The 26248-nt window shown below is 47.3% G+C and carries 12 protein-coding genes; 5 read left to right on the top strand and 7 right to left on the bottom strand.

Annotated features, from left to right (window positions below; translation table 11 throughout):
- Positions 1-87 precede the first annotated feature (87 nt).
- Complete coding sequence (locus H5T88_02690) at positions 88-3045, bottom strand: hypothetical protein (GenBank protein ID MBC7329245.1); 2958 nt, start codon at positions 3043-3045, stop codon at positions 88-90.
- Between the two features lie 156 nt (positions 3046-3201).
- Here H5T88_02690 and H5T88_02685 point away from each other — a divergent pair, with 156 nt between their 5' ends.
- Positions 3202-4185 carry a D-glycerate dehydrogenase gene (locus H5T88_02685; GenBank protein ID MBC7329244.1) on the top strand — a complete coding sequence of 328 codons (984 nt, stop codon included), beginning with the start codon at positions 3202-3204 and terminating at the stop codon, positions 4183-4185.
- A 202-nt stretch (positions 4186-4387) separates the two neighbouring features.
- Here H5T88_02685 and H5T88_02680 read toward each other — a convergent pair whose 3' ends face one another.
- Positions 4388-5137 (bottom strand): prepilin-type N-terminal cleavage/methylation domain-containing protein, encoded by a 750-nt coding sequence (locus tag H5T88_02680; GenBank protein MBC7329243.1) that lies wholly within the window; start codon positions 5135-5137, stop codon positions 4388-4390.
- A 609-nt stretch (positions 5138-5746) separates the two neighbouring features.
- A complete protein-coding gene (locus H5T88_02675; GenBank protein MBC7329242.1) occupies positions 5747-10117 on the bottom strand; it encodes a hypothetical protein in 4371 nt (1456 codons plus the stop codon).
- Positions 10118-10367: 250 nt separating this feature from the next.
- Between H5T88_02675 and H5T88_02670 the strand changes: the two genes are divergently transcribed.
- From H5T88_02670 to H5T88_02660, 3 genes are all read left to right on the top strand, one after another.
- A complete protein-coding gene (locus H5T88_02670) occupies positions 10368-11015 on the top strand; it encodes a winged helix-turn-helix domain-containing protein (protein MBC7329241.1) in 648 nt (215 codons plus the stop codon).
- Positions 11016-11270: 255 nt separating this feature from the next.
- The gene (locus tag H5T88_02665) at positions 11271-13583 is read left to right on the top strand and encodes a hypothetical protein (GenBank protein MBC7329240.1); all 2313 of its coding nucleotides are present in this window, start codon (positions 11271-11273) and stop codon (positions 13581-13583) included.
- Positions 13576-14076, top strand: a complete 501-nt coding sequence (locus H5T88_02660) for a hypothetical protein (GenBank protein MBC7329239.1) — start codon at positions 13576-13578, stop codon at positions 14074-14076. Before H5T88_02665 ends, H5T88_02660 begins: the two co-directional genes overlap by 8 nt.
- Here H5T88_02660 and H5T88_02655 read toward each other — a convergent pair.
- Positions 14073-15146, bottom strand: a complete 1074-nt coding sequence (locus H5T88_02655) for a hypothetical protein (GenBank protein MBC7329238.1) — start codon at positions 15144-15146, stop codon at positions 14073-14075. The genes H5T88_02660 and H5T88_02655 overlap by 4 nt on opposite strands.
- 437 nt (positions 15147-15583) lie before the next feature.
- Here H5T88_02655 and H5T88_02650 point away from each other — a divergent pair, with 437 nt between their 5' ends.
- Positions 15584-19324, top strand: a complete 3741-nt coding sequence (locus tag H5T88_02650) for a hypothetical protein (GenBank protein ID MBC7329237.1) — start codon at positions 15584-15586, stop codon at positions 19322-19324.
- Between the two features lie 8 nt (positions 19325-19332).
- Here the strand turns inward: H5T88_02650 and H5T88_02645 are convergent, their stop codons facing one another.
- From H5T88_02645 to H5T88_02635, 3 genes are all read right to left on the bottom strand, one after another.
- Positions 19333-20064 (bottom strand): hypothetical protein, encoded by a 732-nt coding sequence (locus tag H5T88_02645; protein MBC7329236.1) that lies wholly within the window; start codon positions 20062-20064, stop codon positions 19333-19335.
- Between the two features lie 155 nt (positions 20065-20219).
- Positions 20220-22256, bottom strand: coding sequence for a PglZ domain-containing protein (locus tag H5T88_02640; protein ID MBC7329235.1), 2037 nt, complete (start codon positions 22254-22256; stop codon positions 20220-20222).
- 7 nt (positions 22257-22263) lie between these two features.
- Positions 22264-25986 carry a hypothetical protein gene (locus tag H5T88_02635; protein MBC7329234.1) on the bottom strand — a complete coding sequence of 1241 codons (3723 nt, stop codon included), beginning with the start codon at positions 25984-25986 and terminating at the stop codon, positions 22264-22266.
- Between the last annotated feature and the right edge of the window lie 262 nt (positions 25987-26248).

Genomic DNA, 26248 nt, shown 5'->3' with positions numbered 1-26248 from the left:
GCGTTAGCGAAGCAATCTCTTTGAGACTGCCACGCCCCCTTAGGGACTAGCAATGACAGTAAAGGGAGTCCTCGCCCTCTGTTTGCCTTACTTGCCCACTATCTGCCAGATATCAATACAATCAACTGCGAGAGGAACCTTTCCCTGCCATAATACCCTCGTCTCAAAAGCTCCTCCCGGATGCTCAAAGCTCAGAGCAAACCGTCTGAACTCTCCTATCGGCAGCTCATTAGCCAAAACATCCCTTGAGCTCGTCACTGGCTGACCACCACCCACGCAGGTGTCAATCGTCGCGGCGGTTCCTTCCCCTTCCCCAATCCTCTTCAACCTGAATAAAGCTATATATCTTCCCTTTTCCAAGGGCGCATAAGGACCAAATACGATATAGGGACCGTATTCTATGGCGGTTTTCTCCATCTCTTCCTTCCCCGCTACCCAAACCTTCCCGCCGCTTGCCTCATCGTCGCTCTCCTCCCTGCCCAATCTGTGTGCCAAATCCTCCGCCTCCAAATGCCGAACGAATTTCAATGTGAGATTCGGGGGCAGGGGGGTTGAAATCTCTTTCGTATCTATCAATTGGATTGGAATCTCTTTGGTCAAGCTGAAATCCTTGCTCTTCAAGATTACTCTTGCTTTCTCCCCTTCCGGCATCCCTTTTATATCTATCGTCGTTGATTGGGCGGGCAGAAGATTGAATCTTTGTGGCTTCAAGCTTGTCTCCTTCAATCCCTCTACAGCAATTGTCCCTTCCAATCTCTTATCAGAGACATTCTGCAATGTGAAGGAGAAGAACAGCGGCTGTCCTTTTATTCCGACGAGGAGGGAAGGGGCGCGGAGGGAAAGCTTTTCCTCCTGAGCATATTGCTTGTAGAGCAAGGCGAGATGTTCAGGACGCACAGCTACATATTCGTCACCAAGCTGTTTGAGAATCTCCTCAAGCATAGGAAGGTCAAAGAACCAATTGATAATGAAGATATGGAGGAAGGCGGGACGCTGAGAGGGAGTGATGGAACGAACTTGGGCAACCAAGTTCTTAATCTGCTCCTCTCTGGAAATTCCTTCCCGCCAACCTGTTGTGGCGTGGAAGACGGGAACGTTCTTGGCGGTCATATAGACCGCCTCCGAATACTCGTTCAATCTTCTCCCATAATCCGGGTAAATAGCCAGCAAGCCGGGAATTCTCTCCGCATATTTGCTTATCAGCTCGGGGCGAGTGATTCCCATTATCCATGCCATCTTTAAGCCCATAATCCCCATATGCTGGGCGGTTATATCAAGAAATTCATCAAATACCTTCTCCCTATTCCTATATCTCAAGCCGTAGCTATCGGGATAACAGTAGCCAACGCCTGAAACAGCGGCGAGGAAGGCATCGTTTTGAGTAGCGGTGGAGTAGTAGTAATCCACTATAGCGGGAATGAGAAGATGAGCGGAAGGAGACATCGTCCAGCCGATAGGGAATCTACCCCTCGTCTTATTCTGCCAGAGCTGAGGGAAGTTCCCAGCGGTCAAAACAGGGAGATTATCTCCATCCGATATGATGAATGACACATAGACTTTGTTTCTGTCCAATTTTGGAGGAGGTGGCGGGGATGATGGGCGAAGCTCGGAGATTTTTATGCCCGAATGGACACTGAGGTTTGAGCAATTTATTGAACCAACGAGGAATTTGGCGAACTCGGAGAAGAGGGTTACTCCCGGTCCCTCCCCCATCCCTACATCCACACCTGCCCAAGGGTAGCCCATTATGGGGATGTTGGCGGGAGCTTTCGCTAAAAGCTCCTCGGCGAAGCGCACTTCCTCTGATGGGGAGGAATAAGGCTCCGCTCCATCTATCCTCCCCGGAAGCCAGAAGATGAATATCTTGTTCTCCACAAGATAATCCCTAACCCAGTAATGTTCAGGATAAAGGCAGGCAAGGACTTGATGGTTCATCTTATCCCACAAATTTTCATAAGCCCAGCGATAAGCATCTATGCTCTTCTTCCATCTTCCCCTTAAATCCTCCACAATGGGAAGATTCAGCTCTTTTGCCAAGCGAGGGGAAACAACGACTGCGTCGTTTAAGCTCGCTAACATTGTGGCTATGTTCTTGCTTGCGGGTAGGCGGGGGTCAAATATTATCGCTCCTTTAATTTTATCTCTAAACCTATTGAATAGCTCCTTTGGCTCCGAGATTCTCTCCTCGCTTTTAATGAAACCCCTCTTCAGCATCCATTGAAGCCAAAGCTGGTCGGTTTCCTGAAGGAGAAGGTAGATTTGAGGTCTTTCCCTATTAACTATTCCCTGGAGAGTGATTACCGCCAACTGCAAATCGCTTTGCGCCTTTCTCAAATCGCATACAAGGAGGACATCGGCGGGGGATGAGGAACGAGGGAACAGGGGAGGGAAGGGGCGAGGTTTGGGGCGGAAAATTAAATTCTTTGGCTCCCCTGAGGGAACTGGTTGAGGGGCGAGCTTCCTTGTGAAATCCTCGGGATTTCCACCTTCTACTTTGAACAATTCTATTTTATCTATCCTGAGAGCGGTGTTGCCAGCCCAGTTAACCCGACATTCAAGCTTTCCCCTCTGATAGCGAAAAGGCAGTGGAACATATACATAGCGATTGAGGGGCAAATCTGAGCCATAGATTGTCTTGCCGTTTAGCATAGTTTTAGCGTAGTCAACGCAGGCATCTATAACCGCTACTGGCTCATCGTCCGCATCAGCAAGAAGCTTGAGGCGGAAGAAAGCAACATAATCACCGCTTTCAACTTCAATATATGGTCCAAAGACAACCGCATTACCCACCTGAGCGTTTTTATAATTTGCCTCCCAAGCTTCTCCTCTGCTCGCCTCACTGTCCGCAACTACAGCGCCTCCGTTATGTGACATATCCCTCTCTGCCTCCCAGGATTTAACGAGTTGATAATTTCCCTTTGGGATTGTGAAGGAGGGAGCGAGCTCCTGAAGGATGGATTGAGGGATAGAATTCTCCGCTCCAAGAGAGGGAGCCAACGCTAAGGCAAAAAGGACAAAAAAGAGGAAGGGGTTGTGGATTTTCATCTCAATCGCCTCCGTTTAAATTTTATTGCTTGAAGATTTATAAGCAAGGGAAAATAGGCAATGACATAAAATCAATTAGATGGAACCAAAGGCAAATTCCCCTTTTAAAAAGCCACTTTATGCGTTAAATTTTATTCAAAAGAAAGGAGGTATTCTATGCCCAAATGGAGAGTCTTCGTGACGAGGGTAATCCCCGATGAGGGATTGAACCTCATCCTTGAAAACTGCGATGCAGAGGTCTGGCGGGAGGAAACCCCTCCATCCAGAGAGATAATAATTGAAAAGATAAAGGACTGTGAGGGAATCCTCGTCCTCCTCACGGATAAAATTGACGCGGAGATTATGGATAACGCTCCGAAATTGAGGATAATTTCCAATTACGCCGTCGGCTACGACAATATAGATGTGAAATCCGCAACCCAAAGGGGAATCTTGGTGACGAATACGCCTGGGGTTCTCACAGAGACGACCGCCGACCTCGCCTTCGCGCTCATATTAGCTACAGCGAGGAGGATTGTTGAGGCGGATAAATTCACGAGAAGTGGGAGATGGAAATCTTGGGGTCCGATGCTTTTCTTGGGGAGGGATGTTTATGGCGCCACCCTAGGGATAATAGGGTTGGGGAGGATAGGGCAAGCGGTGGCGAGGAGAGCGAAGGGATTCAATATGAGGGTCATTTACTTTAGCAGGAAAAGAAAGGTGGAGGTGGAGAGGGAATTGGGAGTGGAATATCGGGAGCTTCATTCCCTTTTGAGGGAGGCGGATATAGTCTCAATTCACACTCCTTTGACGGAGGAGACATATCATCTGATAGGGGAGAAGGAGCTCTCCTTGATGAAGCCGACCGCTATTTTGGTTAACACAGCGAGGGGAGCGGTTGTTGACCAAAAGGCTCTATATAAAGCTTTGAAGGAGAGGCGAATCTTCGGGGCGGGATTGGATGTCTATGAGAAGGAGCCGATAGATGAAGATGACCCTCTGATGGAGCTGGAGAATGTAATTTTGCTTCCTCACATAGGCTCGGCATCCGTGGAGACGAGGGGGAGGATGGCGAGGATGGCAGCGGAGAATCTGCTTGCTGGCTTGCGAGGCGAGATACCGCCAAATCTCGTCAATCCAGAGGTGTTAAGGGTAAAATAAAGTCTTGTAGTATCAAATTGCCTCATAAATGAAAGAGGAATTCAAACAAATCCAACACAGTTTGAAAACCCAAAGGTTTTCAAACCGAGATTGGTTCGCTATCGCTGGCAATGACAGCTAAGAATTATCATTGCGAGAGCCCTACCGCGAAGCGGTAGGGCTCTCGCAGAATAAAATGTCGGAAAGTTCCGTCTACAAATAATTAATCAATATCCCAACCCAAAGAAGGGTCAGGTCCCCATTGACCGGGACCGTAAGGTATCCAGTTGGGGTCGTAGGCGGGATAACCCCAATATTGGTTGCCGAACTTCACCCAACGAAGAGTTCCTGCCTTTATGAATTTTGCATGTCCATCGGCGAAAACCATATTATAAGCTGCGTTCACCGAGTTGGGGTCACCACACATACAAGCCCCTGTTTCGTGTTTGTCACCCCTCTCATGGATTATCATCGTCTGGGCAGGACGTGCTATGCGGGAGAGCGTCCATTTTACTCCCGTGGCTGGTCCTGCGGCTACACAGTGCCTGTAGGCATAAGTAACGGGGAACGCTCCCGCCCATCGCTCAGGCCAACCACATTGCTGTCCAGTGTCGGGGAAACTCGGGCAGTGCCAAATACCCGGATTTTTTATGTAGGGCATAAGCCGAGCGGCAGCGCTCCATAGGGGATGGGCTGACCATCCCATACAACAAGCATCCGGGGGATAATCGAACTGGGCAGGGTCGCCAGCTGCTTGGGGGTCACCCATTGGGAAAGTCTCGTCCCAATCCTGAACATACATCTGAAGCGCCATCCCAATCTGTCGCATATTGCTCATACACACAGCTTTTCGTGCTTGTTCCCGTGCTCTTGAGAACACAGGGAACAGGATAGCTGCTAAGATGGCGATAATCGCTATCACTACCAGCAGCTCAATCAATGTGAATCCTCTCTTTCCTCTCTTTACAAACACTTTTTAGCACCTCCTTTTGTTTTTTATTTCCCTCCCAATCCTCTTCTCCGGTCTTTCCGGCGAGAAAGGGGCGGGAGGTAATCCCCTTTCTCCTTTAATAAACCCTCAAAACAAATCACCTCCTTTTTAGTTGCAAGGGGAAGGAGCAAGGATTGAGAGTGAGATTTAACGCCCTTTAAAGAAAATCGGTACCTCCTTGCCTTCCCTTGCTCTTCATTTTTAATTTTATTCACTTACCATTTTAATACAACTAAAAATCCTGTCAATAGTTTTTTTGTCTTGATTCTATTTTGAAGCAAAAAAATAATTCCCAAAATAATTTTGGTGAACTTTTTTAAGGTTTATGCGTCTAATATAATGGACAGACAAGCAGTCTTTCGAGCTTGCTCCCTGGGCGTGCCACCGAAAGGTGGCACGCCCAAAATTTTTTACAAAATCCTCCCGTTATTGCGAGCCTTATGCGAAGCAGAAGGCTCGCAAGGAGGGAAACGTTGCTTAGCTATCGCTCGCAATGACAAAATGGTCGCCCCTCGCATCGCAGGAAAATGCTTGCCTCCTCCCCACCTCGCTTTCCCCAATCTCTTCTTCACACTTCCCTCTATAACGGGTCTAATGGAGATTGAGAAATTTAAGTCTTACATCCTTTATCCATCTATTATATCTTGGATAGCTCCTCCATTGCCTATAGGAATCGTAAACATAATCAACAAATATATGTTTCAGAGGGGAGGATGGCAGGGAAATCCACCCACCAGGAAATCCCTCCCTCTTAAAAGCAACGCTGTATTCCTTGCCTTTATAGCTGAACATCACTACCACTTCTTCCTCGTCTATCCTCGTTATCCTCGCGCTAAGAGGCTCTACTACCCCCTCCCCCACAACCATCGCTATAAGAAATTCCACCTTCTTCTGACCTTTTTCGCCATTCGTTATTTCCAAAACTCTCTGCTCCAGCGCGCCTCCCTGGAATAAATCGTGGTATTCCTTCGCTGAGAAAGTGCGGAATATGGGTTGCTCCGGGAGAAGCACATCTGCGTAAAGGGAAACCCCGCTATTCTCTACACGAAATCGCTTATGTTCCAATTCAAGCACGGGACCAGTAGCCGAGAGCCATTTTGCCTCCTTCTCAGGGGAAGCAAGAACTACCCGGTCATAAATAACGACGACATTCGGTTTGATGAAGACGATTTGCCTGTAGACCTCCTCCGCCTCGCTTGGAAGCCAACCATTCGTGGCATCTCCTGCTACATAATCAAATTCCGGCGTCGTTTCATAGGCGAGTATCTCCCCTTCACGAATGAAGGGGGAGGATGTATGACCATGAAAGTCTAACCCTCCTCCATACCCTCCTTCCGCGGGAGAATAGCCGAAAAGCCTTCTGTCTCGGGATATATATTCATAGGCTGAGGTGGAAAACCTATCAACTATGGCATATTCCGTTTCCCGCTGTGGCCACTGGTTTTTCCACCACGATTCCATCCAAGAGTCCCCAATCACCACGACATTTCCCCATGCATTTCCATTAGATGGTCTGCCGGGATGACCATCATCCCCTCCCAAAGCGGCAGTTCCTATGAGAAATTCCCCGCTCTTGGCTATCCTGAATGTCGTTGGTCTATCCAAATACACATGGTCTCTGATGCCACAGATGAAATTCAACTCCGTGAGGTTAGAACTCCAATTTGACCTCGCAACGACCCATCCTTCTGGTTCAAAGAGCAAAGTTGGTGGAAGTTCTTCTATATTGACGCCCGGAGCATCCGGCTCGTATCCCAAAGCCACAGCAAGGGCAAGCTTTTGCAAATCCAAATCGGAGCAAAGGCTTTTGAGAAGGGGATGATTCGTTAAAGCAGCCAAGACCCATCTCCCCTCTCTTCCCCAACCGATTCCCGCTTCTCCGGCCCATTCTCCCATTTTGTGGGCTGGTCGGGGTCCGTAATAAGGAGCAAGGAAATTCTTGTTATCTTTGTAGGGGCGAATACATTCGTGGAATGTGAGAAATCCCTGGTAATAGGGTTTGGAGAATAGCCTCTTCTCTCCGAAGAAGTTGCGGAGATACAAGGAGGAGATGACATAGCCAGCAAAGGGACAATGACACCAAGTGCGGGGATTTAGCCACCAAGAGCCTCCCCGCTTCCCAAAATGTAAAGTGAAATACCTATCCCAATTGACCGACCACATAAGAATCTTGAAAAGAAGCGCCCTCTTTTGCGATGTTAAGGGCTCTTCTATGGATACGAGCGTCCAAGGGAACATATCCATATCGCCCATGCGCTTTGCGAATTCTTCCCGAATGGTTTTTCTCGCCTCCTCCGAATACATAGCGGAAATATCAAAAACTATGGTTTCAGCTCCGGGGAAGAACGGACCATGATGATGGAATGTGCAATACCAAGAGAAATCTCGCAACTTGAGGAGAGGTTCCAAACGGGTTCGGAAGAACTCCCTATCCTCTTGGGTTGGCGCGAAAATGGTCCCAAATGCCAAGGATAGCATATTCCACCCCAGGTCGTAGCGTCGCCAACACCTCCCTCCCGGCACAGCGGTTGAAGCGGAAAAGCTCTTTGGGAGGAAATCCTCCCTAACACACTCGCTTTTCAGCCAGGTGAAAAATTTATCATAAAGAGGCTGGAACTTCTCTATCCGCTTTTTGATTTCAGGTATATCATCTCTTCTGAATAACATGCGAGGATGCTCTAACTTGGGAAGAACAAGAAAGCGAACGCTCCTCAACTCCATCCCTTCGCTGGAATATGCCCTAACGCTTAATTCATAGCGTCCCATATCCTTTAGCTTATATGCGAATTCCTTCTCCCATACCTTCCCCGGCATAACCTTGCCCGCAATCTCACCATTCCAAACTACCTCCCCCATGTAATTCTTAAGCTCTAACTTACACCTAAATTGTAAGCTGGAATTAGCCAAGTTCTTAGCCCTCAAAACAACCCTGGGGACCTCGTTGTAGTAGAACACCCAATGGCTTTTTGCAGGTTTAGGCTCTAGCACTAATTCCAACTTTCCCTCCAAAGCATTTGAAACAACAACGCCATCTATCATAGCGGAAAGGCTATGGGGTTCAATATAGAGAATGTGCCTTCCCGGTGAGAGATTGAATAATACTCCATTCCATTGCCAGAACTCCTCTGTCCCGTTAACAAGCAATAATCCCTGGTCAGGAGTTATCCAAATTCCTCGCATCCAATCGTAACTCTCCCCGTTATCAATGCGGAAGGATATCGTCCCTGGTATATCTTTCTTGGAGAGAGGAAGGGATTTCGGAAGAAGCTGATAGTCGGTTATCGCACTAACATCCAAAACTTTATTCCCTATTGAAAGGGTATGGTCATTGTTGGCAACGATTGTCTTAACAACATTGCCCTCTTTCCACTCTGCTCTCCTCTTCCTCGCCGGAAGTGGCTCGGTTTTGCCAGCCATCCCCTTGCTTGATAAACTCCCCGGCTCAAAGATTAAAGGAGTGAATTGAACAATCACGCGCGGATGCTCCATCATAATAGGGGCAATTCTCTCATCGGGATAATAAGGCCACCAACCCTCCAATTCCCAGGGGTCAAACCTAACGAGATAGGCGATATCGCTGGGGAATTGTATATTCTTTAATTGATTAAGCTTAGGAACCTCGTATATGGAAAGCTCTCTCCCGAGGTTGACAAATAACCTTCCTCTATGAACCACGAGCGATAAGGGCGGAGAACTGGTTTTCGCCTCCCCTATAATGCTCCTCTTCTCCATATCCACAATCAATATCCTGTTGCTCGTCGCATCAGCAACATAGAGCTTCCCCTTGCCATCGTCCACAATATCCGCTATATATCCACCGATATCCACTGAACCAATAAGCTCATCCTTGGAGGTATCCACAACCCCTATCTTACCCGCCAACGGGGCGGAGAAATATAATAATCCTTTATAGAAAGAAAGAGCGTCGGGACCAGGGGAGGGCTTGAGGGATGGTATAGGGGATACCCGAGATTCTCCCGTTATGGACTTGACATCTATCCATTTCGTAACGCCCTCCTTCTGAACCCTTATCCTGTGGAGCTCAGAGGCATCATAAGATATATTCTCCCCGGCGCTCACTCTCTTTCTGCTCTGAGGAGCGAAGAACTCCTCATAGGGCGTCAGGAAGCTGAGGTTTTCCGTTTCAATTATCCTCGGAAACCCCCATACCAATAGCTGGGCAGTCTCCCCTTCCCTTATCTCCACCCTTGCTGGCTCCAAGGGCAGATTTATCTGCCGAGTTATCGCATCCCTCTCCATATCTATTTGAACCAGCATCTTTTCTTCCTTACAAGCTACATACAGGCTATTACCCTTTACCGTTAGCGACCATGGGCATTTGGGCAAGTTGATTTCCCCTATTTTCCTCTGAGAGCGTCCATCCAACACTACAAGGCGGTCGCCGATAGCATCCGCTATGTAGACTTTCCCCAGATTCTCATTGACCGCTATGTCCACTGGATAGCCACCTATATCCAATACCTTGATTACCTTCTCGCTTTTCATATCAATAATTCCTACTTTCCCCACTATAGGTGCAGTGAAGAAGCAATAGTTTCCGTAAATGGAGAGGGTATCGGGACCACAGTAGCGAGGAAGGGGATAAGGGAACCTTTTTACCGTCTTTCTTTCCCCATGTCTCCACCATAAGGGATAGATTCTGAGAGTTGTCGGCTGCTTTACCTCAAAGGGAAAAGCCAAAAGCGAGTTATTGAGCTCTTGGGGACGGACATAGAAACCTCCGTGAGCTTTCTTATCCGCAAGGACTTCCCACTTCCCCAATCTATCCGCCTTCTCCGCTTCCCAGATTATTGATTTTGTGCCGGTGGGTATCGCGAAGAGAACCTTCTGCGCCAGGGAATAAGAGGTTAGGAGGAGAACGATTGAAGCGATAATTGAAAGCCTTGGGAGCGAAGCTCTTATATTGGAAATCCTTCTGGTTATTCTATAGCTAAAAATCATAGATAATCGCCTCCCTGTAATGTTTATAAATTTTCTTCCCAACTTGTGCAATGTATTTATGCGGGGTGGGGAGATTATAACTGCCTGTTTAGAATCTTTCTTTCCCAAAAGCCATTATAATCCCTCCTTGAGAACAAAAGAGATTGTGTAAGGCGAGTAGCGTCTTAGCGGATATAAAGACATACGCCTGCGCAGAATAATGTTTACAAAATCCTTCGTTAGATTATCATTTCATTAGGAGGCGATGATTATGGAGCTTTTCTATCCCGATGAGGAATTGGAAAAAGCTCCCCTTATTATTAAGGAAGGGGAGAAAATAGGAAATATTAGTGTAAGCAAAGGGAGGAAGTATATCTATGTTAGAGCTTTAGCTAAAAACGGCTACTATCTTGACTTCCAGATTGAGGAGATAAGACTTCTCAATGGCGAATATACCGCTGTCCTCAAACCAAAAAATTATCGCAAATCTCCTTGGCGCCAGTTGAGAAAATATAGGGATATAATAATTCAGGAAGTCGTGATACCAAAAAGTTACAAGGATGAGGTGCTCTCCCTTTTAAACGCTGAGGTAGAGCAAGAAACTCGACGTAGGGCAAAGAATACAACCCCGCAGGGCGCTTATAGGCTTCCGATTTTGGAAGCATTAGCGGAGATGGGAGGGAGGGGAGAGGTGAGAGATGTTAGAGAGAGGGTTTATGAGAAAATGAAAGATGTTCTCACCAAGGACGATAAGGATTATCTGCCAAGCGGGAAAGCAAGAAGATGGGATAATAAAATGCAGTGGGAACGCCTGAGGCTTGTTAAAGAGGGTTATTTAAGGAAGGATTCTCCATATGGGATATGGGAGTTGACGGATAAGGGGTGGAGGTATTTAAGGGAGATGAAGAGGAAGGAATAAAGCGAGCGGGCGCGCCCTCAAGGGCACGCCCGCCGGGGGGCAAAACCAGAAAGGAGGTGTTTGTGGGAACAAGCGCGGAAAGCAGCTTGTCTATCCAGATATTTAGACGAATTTCTTCTCAAAAAAGTTCCCAATTTTAGGCGCATCCCTCTTATTGCGAGGCTTCCCTTCGGGAAGCCTCGCAATGGCAAAAAGGTCGTCCCTCCAAATTAATTGATTAATCGCACCAACTCCTCTATAATTTTCCTGAGTAAAATGGACAGAGAGAAACTTTTCTCTTGGGAGGAGAATCCCTATATCTCCGATTTCGTGCGGGAGTTCGGTAAGCCCTTCAATCCCGATAACGACGACTACAACGCCTCAATCTATACAGAAGACATAAAATCGGGCAAAAACGACCCCATCTATAACGCTCATATGTATTGGACGAAAGTCCCTCCCCAAGGAATCGCTAAATTGATTGAGCACTTTACATCCCCGGGCGACCTCGTCTTGGACCCCTTCTGCGGCTCGGGGATGACGGGAGTCGCCGCACTCTTAACGGGAAGAAACGCCATCCTCATAGACCTCTGCCCCGCCGCCACCTTCATAGCGAAAAATTATACAACTCCCATAAATCCAGAAGAGTTCAAGAGGGCTGTGAGGGAGATTGAGGAGAATGTGAGGGAGGAGATGGATTGGCTCTATGAGACGAGATGTCGTAAGTGCGGAGGGAAGGCGGAAATAATCTTCACGATTTGGAGCGATGTCTATCAGTGTCCGATGTGCGAAACGAAGATGAGATTCTGGGATGTAGCGGTCAAGGGGGATGATGTTTTGAGGGGATGGGAATGCCCCCATTGCTCTTTTGAGCTCAACAAAATGAGGGCGAGATTGGTCGGCACTGAGCCAGTGGAGGTGGAATATAGATGTGAGAAATGCGGAAGGAGAAGGGATAGGGTGAGTGAATTTGATTTGGAGAGGCTGAGGGAGATAGAGGAGCGGGAAATCCCCTACTGGTATCCAAGGAATGAGTTTAGAGGGAAAGAGCCAAAGCGAAATTATCCCAGGGGGATTTATCGGGTTGACCAATTCTTCACTAAACGCAACCTCTGGGCTCTCGCAAGACTGTGGAAGGAAGCGGAGGAATATATCGGCGATAATTATATAAGGGACAAACTACTTTTTGGACTTACAGGCGTTATGTTTGGGGAAAGCAAAATAAACCGTTTCCGTGCGGATGTAAGTTATCCTCTCAATTATCTTTCAGGAACTTTATATGTTCCATCTTTGATGCAAGAGCGAAATGTGTTAAACGACTATTTGAATAAAAGCCTCCTAAAAATTTCAAAAATTCATTTTCCCACCATTCAGTCTTCTGTCATCATCTCCACTCAATCCGCGACTAATCTCTCGCAAATTCCCAATAGCTCAATTGATTATTGTTTCACTGACCCGCCATATGGTGCCAATATCAATTATTCTGAGCTCAATTTCGTCTGGGAAGCCTGGCTCGGTCATTTCACTAAAATTGATGAGGAAGCAATCATCAATCCCGTCCAAAGAAAGGGATTGGATGAATATAGGGAATTGATGGAGAAATCTTTCAGGGAGATTTTCCGCGTTTTGAAGCCGGGAAGATTCCTCACCCTCACCTTCCACAACTCCAAAACAGCTGTCTGGGAGGCAATTCAAACCGCCCTTACCAACGCCGGCTTCAATTTAGCCTACATAGGCGTCTTTGATAAATTGCAGAGGACTTTCAATCAAGTGAATGCATCTGGAGCGGTCGGCTACGATGTCCTCATCCACGCCTATAAGCCCAGTATAAGCAATGGAGTGAGGATTAAGAGGAAGATAGAGATTGAGGAGGCGATTGATTGGCTTGAGGAGAGGTTGAGGAAGCTTCCCAAGACGATAAATGAGGAGAGGGAAGGGAAGAGATTGCATAGCGAGTTCATCGGTTGGTGCCTATCCCAAGACATTGATATGGGTCATTTGGTCAAGCTCGGCTTAAAGGATTACGAGGATTTCCTCAAGCTCTTGGATGAGAACTTCGTGAATATTGACGGCTATTATTTCCTCTCGGGGCAAATCCCCTCCCGCGAACAGGGGCAGATATTCGGCGTGATAACGGATGTTGCATCCGCCCTCCAATGGCTTGAGGAATTCCTTCAGGAGCCGAAGAGCTATAGCGAGATTCAGCCACCCTTCCTTGCCGCGCTCGGCGGAGGAAAGCTTGAGAGGAGCTTGGAGGATTTGCTTGATGAGAACTTCATCTACACAGATGATGGGAAATGGCGAGCTCTAACGGAGAAGGAAAAGGAGGAGTGGGGAAATATAAAGAGGGCGAGGCAGGTGAGGAAGTTTGAGAACTGGTGGCGAAGGTTCAAGAGGGGCGAGGAGAAGGGATTGCCTCCCCAGGAGATAATGATTGCGGGCTTGAAGGAATGGTATTTAATGAACAGATTTTGGATGATTGTGGAGGTTAAGGAGATGTTGAGGAGAAGGGGGATTTATAACGATTGCCACTATAATGCTCGCACCATTATGGAAATGGCGGAGAGAAAGTTGAGGGAAAATGGTTAAGGATTTTCTCACGAGGCGAGACGAGGCTGTTGAGGCGATGAAAGGATTCCTTAAATCGCCATTGCATAGGAGGGCGGTGTTTTTGCTGTTGGGGAAGAGCCGAACCGGTAAAACATTAGCCCTCAAAAAGCTGGGAAGGGAATTGGGGAGGGAAGTCGTGAATGCGAATCTCTATTTAGCGAGATATGTGAAGGAGAAGAGGGCGCCCAAGTGGATGTGGGAGGACTTGATTGAGGAGGGCTGGAGGGAGCTCTTCCTTTCCCTAAGAGAGGGAGAATTCATTCTAATTGACAATGTTGAAATATTTTATGATTTTCCCAAGATAAGCTTTTTGAGGATAGCGGAGGAGGAGTGTTTGATGCAGAAGGGGAAGAAGGCGATAATAGGGGTGACGGGATTCGTTTTGGGAGACAAGATTTATTTTTGCGATGATAAGCAATTTCTCGCTCAAGCGAGCTATTGGCGAGGGAGATTATATGATATGAATCCTTAGCCTTCCCTCGCCCTCCTGCTCACGACGGCGGAAACGATTTTAAGAACCGTAGCTCTCAGCTTATCATTCTGCAATTCCGCTTCCTCAATTCCCGATGTGAAATCACCCCTTTCCGCCATTTGGCGGATTCTCGCGAGATAGAAAAGCCCAGCGGGAATTGGTCCCTCCTCTTCCAGCGCCAGCATAACCTCCCTAACCGCCATCCAACTCACATCCGATTCCAAGAACTTCTCCAGCATCATCTTCATAATAACATTCTTGAATTCCCCTTCCTCCGCCTCCTTCGCCAAACCCACAAATCGGGTATATACCGGGGAATCTGGTGGCAGTTTCATAGAAGTAATGAGCAGAGCAAAGCCTAACAAACTGATGAAGTTCAATAACGATCTCTTTTGACTTACGATATCCAAAACGAAATTCAATATCTCCTCTCCCGCTTGTTCGTCCTCCATACCCTCCAAAATCGTGGTGAGGAGCCTCATCTTTTCGGGCTCCGAGAGAACCCTCTCGGGAAGCCTGAGGGCGAAATTGAGAGTCTCTTTAATCATCTCCTTCGTTTCCTCTATGTATCCTTTCTTCGTGCCCACCCATATCTCATAAGAAATTGGTTCAAACATTTTATAATCAAGCCTTCTTTTCCCCTTTAATCTCGCCAAGACATTTCTCGCCTTCTCCCAATTGGGCTCTTCTTTATCGGGTTGAGGGAGATGAAGAGTTAGAGCCATATGCAAAGCTGTTGTTAGCTTGTCAAAATCTCCCTTTATCGCCTTTCCCAATTCCCATATCTCGCTCTCCAACTCCTCGCCTTTCTCTCCCAGATTGGATTCCTTCAGCGCTTCAGCGAAGGAGGTGAAGAGGAATGAGGAAAGGCTTCCTTTAATTTCCCTGATTATCTCTATTGCCTTTTTGAAAAGGGGGTAGGCAGAATCGCCAAGACGAGCCCTTCCGATGGACTCTAATACTCCGGTGAGTGCTTCTTGCTTCGCCTCTTTGTCTTTAATCCCCCCAATTGAGGCAAGGATTTTCTCAAAGAGGATAGGCGCTGTCTCCGATTTGAATGAATTGCTCATTTTATCACCTCATTGTTTGGGTTGAGTTTATTTTAAGGGAAGGGAGGGATTTCGTGAAGATGGAGAGATAATTGACATTAGGATGTGGCTTTATTCTTGCGAGGAGGAACCACTTGTCATTGAGGGGAGCGAAGCGACGACATCCTCCGTTGTCATTGCGAGCGATAGCGAAGCAATCTCGTATTTAATTGCAGGTAAGAAATGAAAATTGCCAGGTCTTCCTTCGTTGGAATAGCGAAGATATTGTAATGGTAAAATAATTTGTGTAACTTAATATAATCTTGTTATAGATGCCCTCAGCGAGATAAAGGAGGTAGATATCGCTGTTTCTTTTATTTAAAATATTCAGCAAATGCATATCCGTGATAAAGGGAACATCGCCGAAAGAAGCTATAATTTCCCCACTTTTTCTTTGCTTGTTAACCTTCACTTTTGCCATGCCGAAGAGAGCATCTGCGGGAATTGAAATTACACCTCCACCGCCGGAGGTCGTTAAGGCGTTCAATCTCTCTCCCTTTTATAAGAAATTTCTTGACGCCGGCGGTCTCCCCATCGTTGCTTCCGAAAAGGTTTCCGATTATGCCCTCTTGGAGGCGAGATATATCATCAATAATATGCTATTTGGACGAGAGGATATCCGCAAAGCCCTCATCGCTCGCAAAATAAGGGTGGCTATAATGGCGCCAACCGAGCTGACAACCGACATCCCAGAACACAGCGATTTGGAGCCGAAGGAATACTGGGACCGTCGTGCCCGAGGATTGGGCGCCACTTTGGAGCGTCCCGCTGTCTCCTGCGGAGAGGAGAATCTCCTCTGCTATCCAGGCGACCCATATTATGGAGCGAGCATCCTCATCCACGAACTCGCTCACGGAATCCACGAGATAGCCTTGGCTGATATTGACCCCTCCTTTGATTCTCGCCTCAAGGAGGCTTTTGAGGAAAGCAAAAAAGAGGGGCTTTGGCAGGGAACCTATGCGGGAACGAATCATCATGAATATTGGGCAGAGGGCGTGCAGATTTGGTTCAATGCGGGAATCAGCCTGCTAGGCGAGCACAATTTCGTCTCCACGAGAGAGCAATTAAAAATATACGACCCTCGCTTGGCTAAGCTGATGGAGGAAGTCTTCCCAAATAATGAATGGGTTTGGATTCCTCCCTTAGTAAGGGGGAATTTAGCCCATCTAAGGGGAATTGATTTCTCAAAATCCCCCAAGTTCGTCTGGCCGAAAGAATTAGAAGAAGCATATAAGCAATTCAGTGAGAGGGTGGAGAAGGAGTCCCGCTCTCCTTTAACTGATACAGTGAGCGTGAGCAAGAAGATGCGCACTTGGCAACTTCGCAATGGGAAAGAGCTTCAAGCTCTCTTCGTGCGGGAGGCAAACGGCTTTGCCGTCCTGAGGGATGGGGAAGGGAAGCTTATAGGGGTTAAATTAGAGGAGCTGAGCGTTCCCGACCTCCAATATATTGCCAATATCCGCGAGCTCTCAAACGATTTCCGCACCTGGCACCTCTCCAACATAGATGCGGATAAATCCGCTCCTCTCCAGCTAAAAGTCAAGCTTCCCCAGACCCTCACCGCTTCCTTCCTTAAAATCGTGGGGATTGATGCCAGGTTCTCTGAAGCGGTCCTTGTCCTCATCACTGACGAGTTCAAAAAGGTCAGCTATCCCCTGCGCATATTCAGCGCTGAGGACCAAGAATATGCGAAACGCAAGGATGAGGAAAGAAAGGCAAAATTGCCCAAGCCGAGCGACGAGTATTCAATTTGTTGGGGTGAATACGCATATAACCCGGAACGAGATAAGGGAAGCTTCAACTATGCCACCACTCCCCATTTCATCTTCTTCTATGGGAACGACAAGAATGGAAGCGGAAAGGCTCTTTTTGAAGAGCGGGGCTTCTTGGAGAGGAACCAGAGATACTTTGAACAGCTTTGGAACTTCTATGAAACGGAGATGGGGGTCAATATGCCCTACTCCAATTCCTCCAAGAAATGCAAGATTCCCGTTTACATTACGGGCACGGGTCTTCCCCAACACAAGGAGGGATGGGCTTTCGGCGGTCATGACTTAGTTCTTCATCCCGGGGCTATGGGCGACGGCTCAAGCGTTGTTCCCCACGAGTTTACTCACTGTATGCAGTTTCACCTTGGAGGATTCCGTAACAGCCCTTATGTGGGATGGTTTTGGGAGACGCACGCCAACTGGAGCTCTCATCAATGGCACCCGGGCTATCCACCTGCCTTGGAGGTTTACGCCGAAAGGGCTCATTATGAGCTGAATTCCTCAAGAATGAACTATGGCTCCTGGCTTTTCCTCCAATATCTCGCTGAGCACCCCTTCTTCCGTTCCTCTTTCTGCTACGAAATCTGGGAGAAGAATCGCAAAAACGAGAAGGACGAATCTATAGAGGACCCATTCCAGACGATTATGCGCCTTGGCAAGGAGAAGGGGATATTCCGTGATGAATTAAAGGATTTCGGCGATATAATAGGAGAGCTCGCGGGTCATATGGCGAATTGGGATTTCGTCCACAAATACTTCTATCAAAGGGCGATGATTAACCATCAGAGGAACATCTCCCAAGCGGGACGCTGGAGGGTCCTTCTTCAGCCTGTTCCCGACCGCCCTATGTGGTATAGACCGATTTACAGCCATTCCCCTCGTCAATATGGCATTAACATAATAGACCTGGTCCGCAATCCTTCCGCGGAGGAGGTTGAGGTGAGATTTGAGGGAATAGGAGATGAAGCGGAGGGCTCAGACTGGCGAGCGATTTTGGTGGCGATAGATGATAAAGGGGAATGTCGCTACAGCCCTCTACTCAGGGGAAGCAAGGGAACGATAAAGATGAGGCTGAAGCCAAATGAGGGAAGATTAGCATTAGCTGTTGCAGCAACGCCGAGTTGTTATAAGCCTATGCAGTTCCGACCGGGCTACAACGGGAAAAGGCGGCATCCCTATGAGGTCTTCTTCAAGGGATGTTATCCCTCGCTTTTCCCGCCCCTTCCACCCTCTCCCCAAGTTCCCGGTCATCGCCATCCCAATGGCGGAGGATTCGTCGCTGAGACCGCCTTCGTCGCTCCCACAGCTTATGTCGCTCAGAATGCCAAGGTTCTGGGAAATGCGAGGGTAGAGGGGAATGCTCGGATTGAGGATTATGCGGTCGTGAAGGATTCAGCCATCGTCTCAGATAACGCTGTAATCTCTGACTTCGCAGTAGTCTGCGGAAGGGCTAAGGTCTTGGAGAACGCAAGGGTAAAGGGATGTGCTATGGTGAGTGATGATGTAATCCTGAAAGGAAATGCGAGGGTGCTTGAATATGCCTATCTTTTGGGAGATGGAGTTGTGAGCGGTGATGTATTGGTTAAGGGATTCGGGGAGATAATGACGAATAAGAACACCGAGCTCACTGGTGGAGTCGTTGCGGGCGAGGATTTGGAGGTCTGGCTCGTTGATTATCCCAAGCCTAAGATTGAATATGGGCTAATTTACGGCTATAACAACAGGGAAATCCTTGAGAAAGAGTTGAGAGATAATAAGTATTTATATGCCTACTGGGACTTCACCCGACCGCGCAGGCAACTCCTCTTGGATTCCTTCGCCGATAACGATGGAACTTTGAGGGGAAATCCCGTCTTTGGCAAAGAGGGAAATCGTTACTTCATCCAATTGAACGGCAGGAACCAGTATGCGATAGTTGAGGGGCATATCGTTGATTCGCCAGAGATTACAATTGATGTCTGGCTATATAGGGAGGGCGAGGGGAAGCAATGCTTGTTTTCCTTTATGGGTAAGGATTCCTTCCTCGCCTTCTATCCCTCAAATGAGGAAAATAAGGCGGAGCTGAGGTTGATGAAGAGTGGGAAAGTTGAAAGCGTCATGGCGCAAAAAGCCATTGAAATGGGGAAATGGGCGAGGGTGACGATTATGATAGGGAGCGAGGAGGGAAGAATATATCTTGATGGAAAGCTGGTAGGAGAAGGGAGGTTGGAGCTCAAGCCGGAGGACATAGGGGCGAGATATGGATATATCGGGAGAGATGTCAGGGGTGGATATTTCAAAGGGAGAATAGGCGGCTTCGCGGTGTTCAGGAAGGCTTGGGGAAGCGTTAAGGAAATGCCGCAGCCGGCTGAAATCGTGAGAGATGTGAAGTCCGTTCCCCCAACGCCATAATGAGGGGATTAAAGTCTTGATTTAAGCGAATCAACGACTTCGTTTAGAGAGGAGTAGAGGAAGAGAAGGCGGTTCAATGGCGGTCTCCTCTCTATCTGCCAGAGCTCCTTTTCCTCTTCAATGTAAGAGAGAACCAGTTCCTTTCTCATGAAGAAGACCCTGGGCACCATGTGATTCTCCAATTCCTGAATTTCCAGCGTCTTTCTTCCCTCTTTCAGCATCTCCTCACAGAGGGCGAAGGAGAAGGAGATGGGAGAGGGAGAATAATAGGAGAGGTGGATTTCCTCTCTATCCCTTTTTATGAGATTGAATTTCTCAAGGAGGAAGAGGAGGGATTGGAAGGTACCCTCACTTCGTTTGTTCATAAGGGCATAGAGGAATTCGCTCGCCGATTCTCGGGATATCTTCTCTTTCCCAATATTCTCGCTGAGGAAGAGGGCGAAATCCTTTATGTAGGGGAAATTCTTTATCACCTGCCAATAAACGAGCTCCATTTTTGATTTCTCATCCTTAAGATAGGGAAAGAGATGGAGGAGAGGGTGTTTGTTTATTTTGCCCGATTTATCTCGGAGTTCCAAAATACAAAGTGTATAATCTATCGTTCTTTTCCTTGTTTTGGGCGAGGGAAAGGGAAGGTGAGAATCAAGCCATTGGCGGAGCTCTTGGAGCTCCTCAAATTCTCCGCATTTCTCCAAGGTATTGATGAGGGTGGAAGGAAGAATTTTGTTCCCAAAGACCATTTCTTTATTTTATATGGGATAGAAGGGAACTTTGCAAGTTTTTTGAGGCGGTTGTGGAACCTCTCTTAACCCCTTTTTCACCCCACGCAATAATAAAAAAAGACCGTCCCTCCAAATGACGGGATGGTTGTCCTTAGCGATAACAAAGCTACATCTCAACGACGGGGTGTGAAGATTGCCAGGGGAACGCACATCTCCCAGAGGGAGATGCCTCCGTGAACAGCCATCTCTCCCTCCAACTGCCCTCTCTTAAACATAAAATTCCCATAAGAAAGATAATAATTATCCGTATCAGGCAATCCCCAATTCCTCGCCTCCTCCCTACTAATCAGGAGGACTTCCTTCTCCCTCAATTCATATCTCTTTGGATTCCTATAATACCTTGCGCTTCTGCCAACAGCCTCCTCATGCATCTCCCAGGGGACGAAGGTGGTCCGTCCCACCCAAGTGCTTCCATGGTCGGAGGTTATCACAAGAACCGCTGAATCCCTTTTCACAGCGGAGTAAAGTTCCTTTAAGGGCAGGAATTCATACTTTGTCGCAACGAACTTGAGAAGCTCCACCTCGGATTCCGCTACCCTCCCTGCCAGATGGGTCAACTCATCCGTGAAATTGAGGATAAATGCCTTCAAATCCGCCCTTTCCCGCAGAGCTATTTCCCAATCGTCCCTCTTCCTACAATAAATAACGCCCTTATTCTTATCTATTTTCTCTTTAACCCAATTCCGTAAGAACTGCTCCTCCTTTTCGTTGTTTAAAAGTGCATTGCTTCCGTATCTACTAACTATCTGGAACGGGAACTCGCCCGCGAAGATGGAATTGCGGGAAAACGGCGTTGCGGTAGGGAGGATGGCGAAACATCCCTTATCAACGAAATCATAGCCCTCCATCTCCCTTTTTATCTTTTCCTCCATTATAGCCCATTGGGCATAGGTCATGCCATCTATGACGAGGAGATAAACGGAAAAGCCGTTTTTGAGATAAGGGCGAACAGCCTCAGCCAAAACATCGCATGATAGCCTCGGGCGTGGTTTCTTCATCCATTTGGGATAGCTTTTCAGGATGAAGTTGATGAAGTGAGAATTGAAATACTCCCTTTTCCTTCTCCACTCCTTGGAGAGTTCCGAATCCAAAGGGATTTCCATAAAATTTTTCCACTGAAGGGCAAACTCCCTCGCCAACGATAGCCACTCCTCAGCTTGTTCCTTCTCGTTTTTCCTCTCATCTGGCAGTGGAACTTTTGAAAGAAAAGTTGAACAATCTAATACAGCTTCCAGCGACTTTGAAGCCCTCCCATTTTCTTTAAGGTGGAGGGCGAAATCAAGCGCCTCTTTATCCCTTCTGTTCTTGCAAAGACGATTGAAGAGCTTCTCGCTGAGCCGTTCGTAGAACTGCCCTGGCAGGATAGGGGAGAAGAAAGGCTTTAAAGGGATTTTATCAACGATTTCCTCCCAATTGATTTTCTCGCTTGCTTTCCTGAGCATCTCGCCCGGCTTCAAGGAGATATGGGTGAGAAGCCTTCTCGCCCTCTTATCCGCTCCCAAATCAGTCTTGCTTTCCCTCTCTAAAAAGGCAATGATTAACTCTCTCAGGATTGCAATAAATCTCTCTTCCTCAAGCAATTCTTCCAAAGAATAGCCGATAGATGTCAATTCATTGAGATAGGGCTCTATGAAACGAACGGGAATTCCTTCGTCCTTTGAATGGTATGCGATTAGGATGTTGAAGGCATCCCCGATTGCGGGACTGATGGGGACATCCAACAAGTTGCGGAGGAGAAACTCAACCGTCTCCTCGTAGCTCCTTTTATGCTCGTCCACATTGGGGGCTACTTTCTCAAGCAGCTCCCTGCGCACGAGGATATCATCAACTATGGGATGGAGGGAAGTGAAAAGGGTTGAGGGTTTGATGATGAGAGGTTGGGGGCAATATCTGCGAACATCGGGAGGGATATCCTCCCGAGAGGAGATGATAATCGCTTCAGCGGGTTCGTTCTCCTCCATTTTCTCCCTCAATGGCTCGTAGAAGAGGCGAAAATCCACAGGATTGTCATAGATATGGAGGGAGAAATCGGGGAAATATCCCTTCACTACCTCAGGAGAAAGCGCGAGTGGGTCCACTATCCAAAGGAATTTCTCTCTCACATATAATCTCTCTTCTATCTTCCGTTTTAATATCTCCCTTAATCGCATAAATTCCTCACTTCAATCTTATCCTTACCCTGATGTTTTCCCCTTTCTTACCCAAATCCTCTAACGCCTTTTTAATTCTCTCCAGCAAATCGCTGGGCTTGTAGATTCCACCATCCCTTATATAGGGACGCAAATCCATATCGTAAATCTCCACCTTCCCCAACCCCCGCTTCAGAAGCTCAACAACCTCCTCGTTGAACTCAATTGGTTCTCCTTTAAGAAGGCTCTCCAATTTCTCCCGCGCCATAGATGTCCCCTTTGCGAATTCCTCCCTCAGCTTCTCTTCCTTTCCCCTAAGCTCTTCTACCGTGGCATTCCATTCTCTCTCCAACTCCTCTTTCAAACTCTCAATTTCCTCTTTCAGCTTTGGCGGATTGGCGGGATTGAATCGGCAATGGGGGCAGTAGGGAGTATGGTTGAGGCTGTCCTTATAGAGCCTTGTGCAGAGTTGCTTTAAGATACTATCTATCTTCGGTTCAATTAACTTTGCGGGATTGGAGGCGCCCACTTCCCCCATTATCTCCCAAATCCTACCGAGGCATAAAAGCCGTGGGTCTCTTCTCAATTCCTCCAATTCCTCACCCACTTTTGCCCTCTGACCCACCGTCTTCTCGTGAAGAGCGGTATATCTCTCTATGTATTCTTTTTTGAAGGACTCCATCCTGTCCAGCCATTTCTCAAGGAAACTAGAATCCAGAATCTTTTCGCCCGTGAGCTCCGATAGGAAGGCATTCCGGTCATTCAAAAGCGAATCGCCTTCAGGAAGGGAAATCTGCTGAAGATAATCTATCTCCCTATTCACCATCTCCCTCCGCTCGCCAATTTGGGAGAGCCTCTTGAACACCTCCAACGCATCCTTGAATTCCTCAAATCTATTCTTAATTAATTCATAAATCTTCGTAAAACCTTCCTCAGGGGAGGCATTCTCCCTAATAACTCGGGAGAAGTTCTCTATCCTCTCCCTAATCGTGCCAAGGCGCTCCAAAAGTAGAGCTTTATTGAATGGCTCGTGAAATCCTTCAAGATTGCTCTCCAATTGGTCAATATCGTATTCCCCTACCTTTCCCCTCAAATCGCTCCAAAGGACGGATTTCTGCTCCGTCGTATTTGCCTCAACTTCCCTCTCAAGGATGACCTTGGCAAGCTCCAAAACCTCGGGAGGAACGAATATATCCAGTAGTTTGAGACCGTAGTCCTTGCTGATGAAATTGACCCCGAGGAGTTCCTCAATGTCCTGACGGAAGAACTCCTTCGCTATTCCCCTCACGCTTATAAGTCCTTTCCAAACGAGGGCTAAGATGAGGAATTCAACGAGCTCCGCAGTCAGACCATAAGGTCTTGAACGAAGCGCCTCATATACCTTCCAAACATTGACGATTTTTGCTTCGCTCTCCCTAAGCTTGTCCAATATCACTTTATAAGGACCCCTCTCCTCCTGCACTATATATTTCTCCTCTCCTTCCTTAACGAGCAAACCGGCTTCCGAGAGTTGTTCAAGGTAATCAATGCGAGTTTTATCGCGGGGCAAGAGTCCCGCTAAGCAGCGCATTGATTCCTTCAACATCCTCCTATGTATCTTTCTTGGGAAATAAGGATGTTCTAGATAGAGTTCATCCAAGAGCCTCTTGACGCTTTCCTCCATTGCGTTGGAAAAGGGGGAGGGTAGAGGTGGTTGAAGGAAGGATAGATTGCCCTTTTTAAAATAAATCTCCTCCACTAAATCATCTACCCTCTGACTCGCTTCATTTGACTTCTCCCTCAATCTTCTCTTCACTGCCTCCTCTAAATCAGTTTTAAGGAGGTGAGATATAGCGAGCTTGCTTTTCAAAAGCTTCAATTCATCCGCTCCCAGATTGGAGGGACGCCAGATGAGGATTTTTTCCTCCCTCAATTCCTTTTCCGAGAGATAATCAGGTGGAAGATTGGGTCTGAGAACGAGGAGATAGAAATCAAGCTCCTTGTCCTCTGTGAGAGCTTCCTTCACCTCCTCAAGTATACTCGCATCCGCTTCTGCAACGAACCTTACCCATCCCTTTCTTTCCGTGTTCCGCCAATCCAGCTTATAACTGCATCCGCTTCGCTCCATACCCTTAGGTGCATGATACTTATCCTCCAAGCTCTTCCTAATGATTTCCCAAAGGTTTGGTGCATCATCGCCAATCTTTGATGCCTCCACCGTTATCAGCTTCTCTATATCCACTCCCTCTGTTTTCAAGATATAGATTGCTTCTTCCCCTTTCCCCGACTCATGATGTAAATAACTGCTCATATTGTAGAGTTTCTCCATGTGATGTGCGAACTCCTCATAGGTCAATTCGCTGATTCCCCTATAGAGGATTAATTCCGCTAACTCCTTGCAGGTTGCCTTTTCCTTTGCAACATTGAGAATGACCAACGCCTTTATCGCCTTCTCCATCCAATTCGCTACTTCCCTATCCTCAAACCAATGGGGGATATGGGAACGGTAGTAGGGGACTATATCTCTTACATAAGAGGCGAAATTCACTAAAGTCGCAAGGTCGCTTTCCAGATAATCGTAGAGGTCGGATATGGTGACCAGCGTATCATATGGTTCATCTTGAATTTTAAGGGCGCTTTGGGAGAGGAAGCTTATCAGACTCCTCGGTCCAACCTCTCTAACAACTTTTTCATAGATTTGAAGGACGAAGGGATGGACGGGATAGAGGTCAACGAAGGCAGTTTCGTCGAATTGGAGGGATGGGAAATATTCCCTTCGCAGGGAGGAGTAGAGCTTTCTCAGCTCCTCCTCCTGCTCATGGTTCTTCTTCAAGACCCTCTCCCTCGCTACTTTTTGGAGATTTACATAGGGGATTGCGAGCCTATCAAATCTTTGGCTTATCCTATTTAGATTATTGATCTCGGAGCCAGCTCTTGTCGGGTCCAAGATGTCCTCTTGAAGGGAAGCCAAGACGAAGAAATCGTAATTTCTTGAGGCTTCACCAAGGTCCCTGAGGAAGGCGATGTCCCTTGCAAACCCCGCCGAGCCCTCCTCTTTTCCTCTCAAAAAGTCAAAGAGCTCGTCTATGATGAGGACGATTGAGGCACTTCCCCCGAATTTATCCTTAAGAATTTGAAGCGCCCTATCCATAACTGATTCCACTTCTTCCCCTATCTTTGGAATAACGCCGATGCTATCAAAGAAATCTCTCGCGACGTTTAAAGCTTCTTCGGGCTTTTCCGATTTAAGATATTCCCACCTCTCGCTTGGGTCTTCCTCACTATCCCCACTCTCTTTCAGGAAGGTGAGGAAGTGTGGTTGGCTTTCTGCTGTTTTTATGTATTCGCCAGGGGCAAGGGTAACGCGCTCCCCGCGTATATCGCTCAATTGTTCCTCCAATTCCAGCCAGATGTAATCTTTGAGGTCTATTGTAGTGGAGGGGAGGTGAATCCAGATTGGGAAGAATCTTCTCTCCCTGAAGCGAGGGGCATAGGAGCGAATGGTTTCGTTCCTCACCTTATCCCAGAGCTCGGGATATTTGAGGAGGTCGCCGATGAAGGCGAGGAGATGGCTTTTACCGCTTCCATAGCTGCCGAGGATGAAGAAGGAGTTTTTCTCTCCTCTTTGGAGGAAGCGCTCCAAAAGGAAAGCTATGTGTTGCTCCAATCTTTCATCGGCGACGAAGGTTTCAACTATCTGTTCTGGTATATGGTTTTTAATCTGGACTACTTCGTCTACTTTTTCTATTTGCACTAAATCCCTGACTTTCATCGTCCTTCACCACTTATATTTTATGATTTTCTCTCTTTCTGGCAAGAATATGGGTTTTAATAAAGGTTTTCAACATTGCCCGCCCAATGCAGGCGTGGCAATCCTCCCTCTGTCATTGCTGGCATGGGTAAAGGTTTTTGAAAAATAAATAAAAGATGATGAATCAGATTGAGAAAGGAGGAACTGGCAATTTCATTCCTTCTCCGTGATAAAACACGAGATTGCCACGCCTTCTGCTTCGCAGAAGGCTCGCAATGACAGA

The organism is bacterium, from assembly GCA_014360495.1.
GTDB lineage: Bacteria > Armatimonadota > JACIXR01 > JACIXR01 > JACIXR01 > JACIXR01.
The sequence above is the reverse complement of the archived record's forward strand: the minus strand, read 5'-3'. Positions and strand labels throughout refer to the sequence as shown.

Coding starts and splice junctions, on each gene's coding strand:
- H5T88_02690 (MBC7329245.1), bottom strand. CDS start 3,045: ATGAAAATCCACAACCCCTTCCTCTTTTTTGTCCTTTTTGCCTTAGCG.
- H5T88_02685 (MBC7329244.1), top strand. CDS start 3,202: ATGCCCAAATGGAGAGTCTTCGTGACGAGGGTAATCCCCGATGAGGGA.
- H5T88_02675 (MBC7329242.1), bottom strand. CDS start 10,117: ATGATTTTTAGCTATAGAATAACCAGAAGGATTTCCAATATAAGAGCT.
- H5T88_02670 (MBC7329241.1), top strand. CDS start 10,368: ATGGAGCTTTTCTATCCCGATGAGGAATTGGAAAAAGCTCCCCTTATT.
- H5T88_02665 (MBC7329240.1), top strand. CDS start 11,271: ATGGACAGAGAGAAACTTTTCTCTTGGGAGGAGAATCCCTATATCTCC.
- H5T88_02660 (MBC7329239.1), top strand. CDS start 13,576: ATGGTTAAGGATTTTCTCACGAGGCGAGACGAGGCTGTTGAGGCGATG.
- H5T88_02655 (MBC7329238.1), bottom strand. CDS start 15,146: ATGAGCAATTCATTCAAATCGGAGACAGCGCCTATCCTCTTTGAGAAA.
- H5T88_02650 (MBC7329237.1), top strand. CDS start 15,584: ATGCCGAAGAGAGCATCTGCGGGAATTGAAATTACACCTCCACCGCCG.
- H5T88_02645 (MBC7329236.1), bottom strand. CDS start 20,064: ATGGTCTTTGGGAACAAAATTCTTCCTTCCACCCTCATCAATACCTTG.
- H5T88_02640 (MBC7329235.1), bottom strand. CDS start 22,256: ATGCGATTAAGGGAGATATTAAAACGGAAGATAGAAGAGAGATTATAT.
- H5T88_02635 (MBC7329234.1), bottom strand. CDS start 25,986: ATGAAAGTCAGGGATTTAGTGCAAATAGAAAAAGTAGACGAAGTAGTC.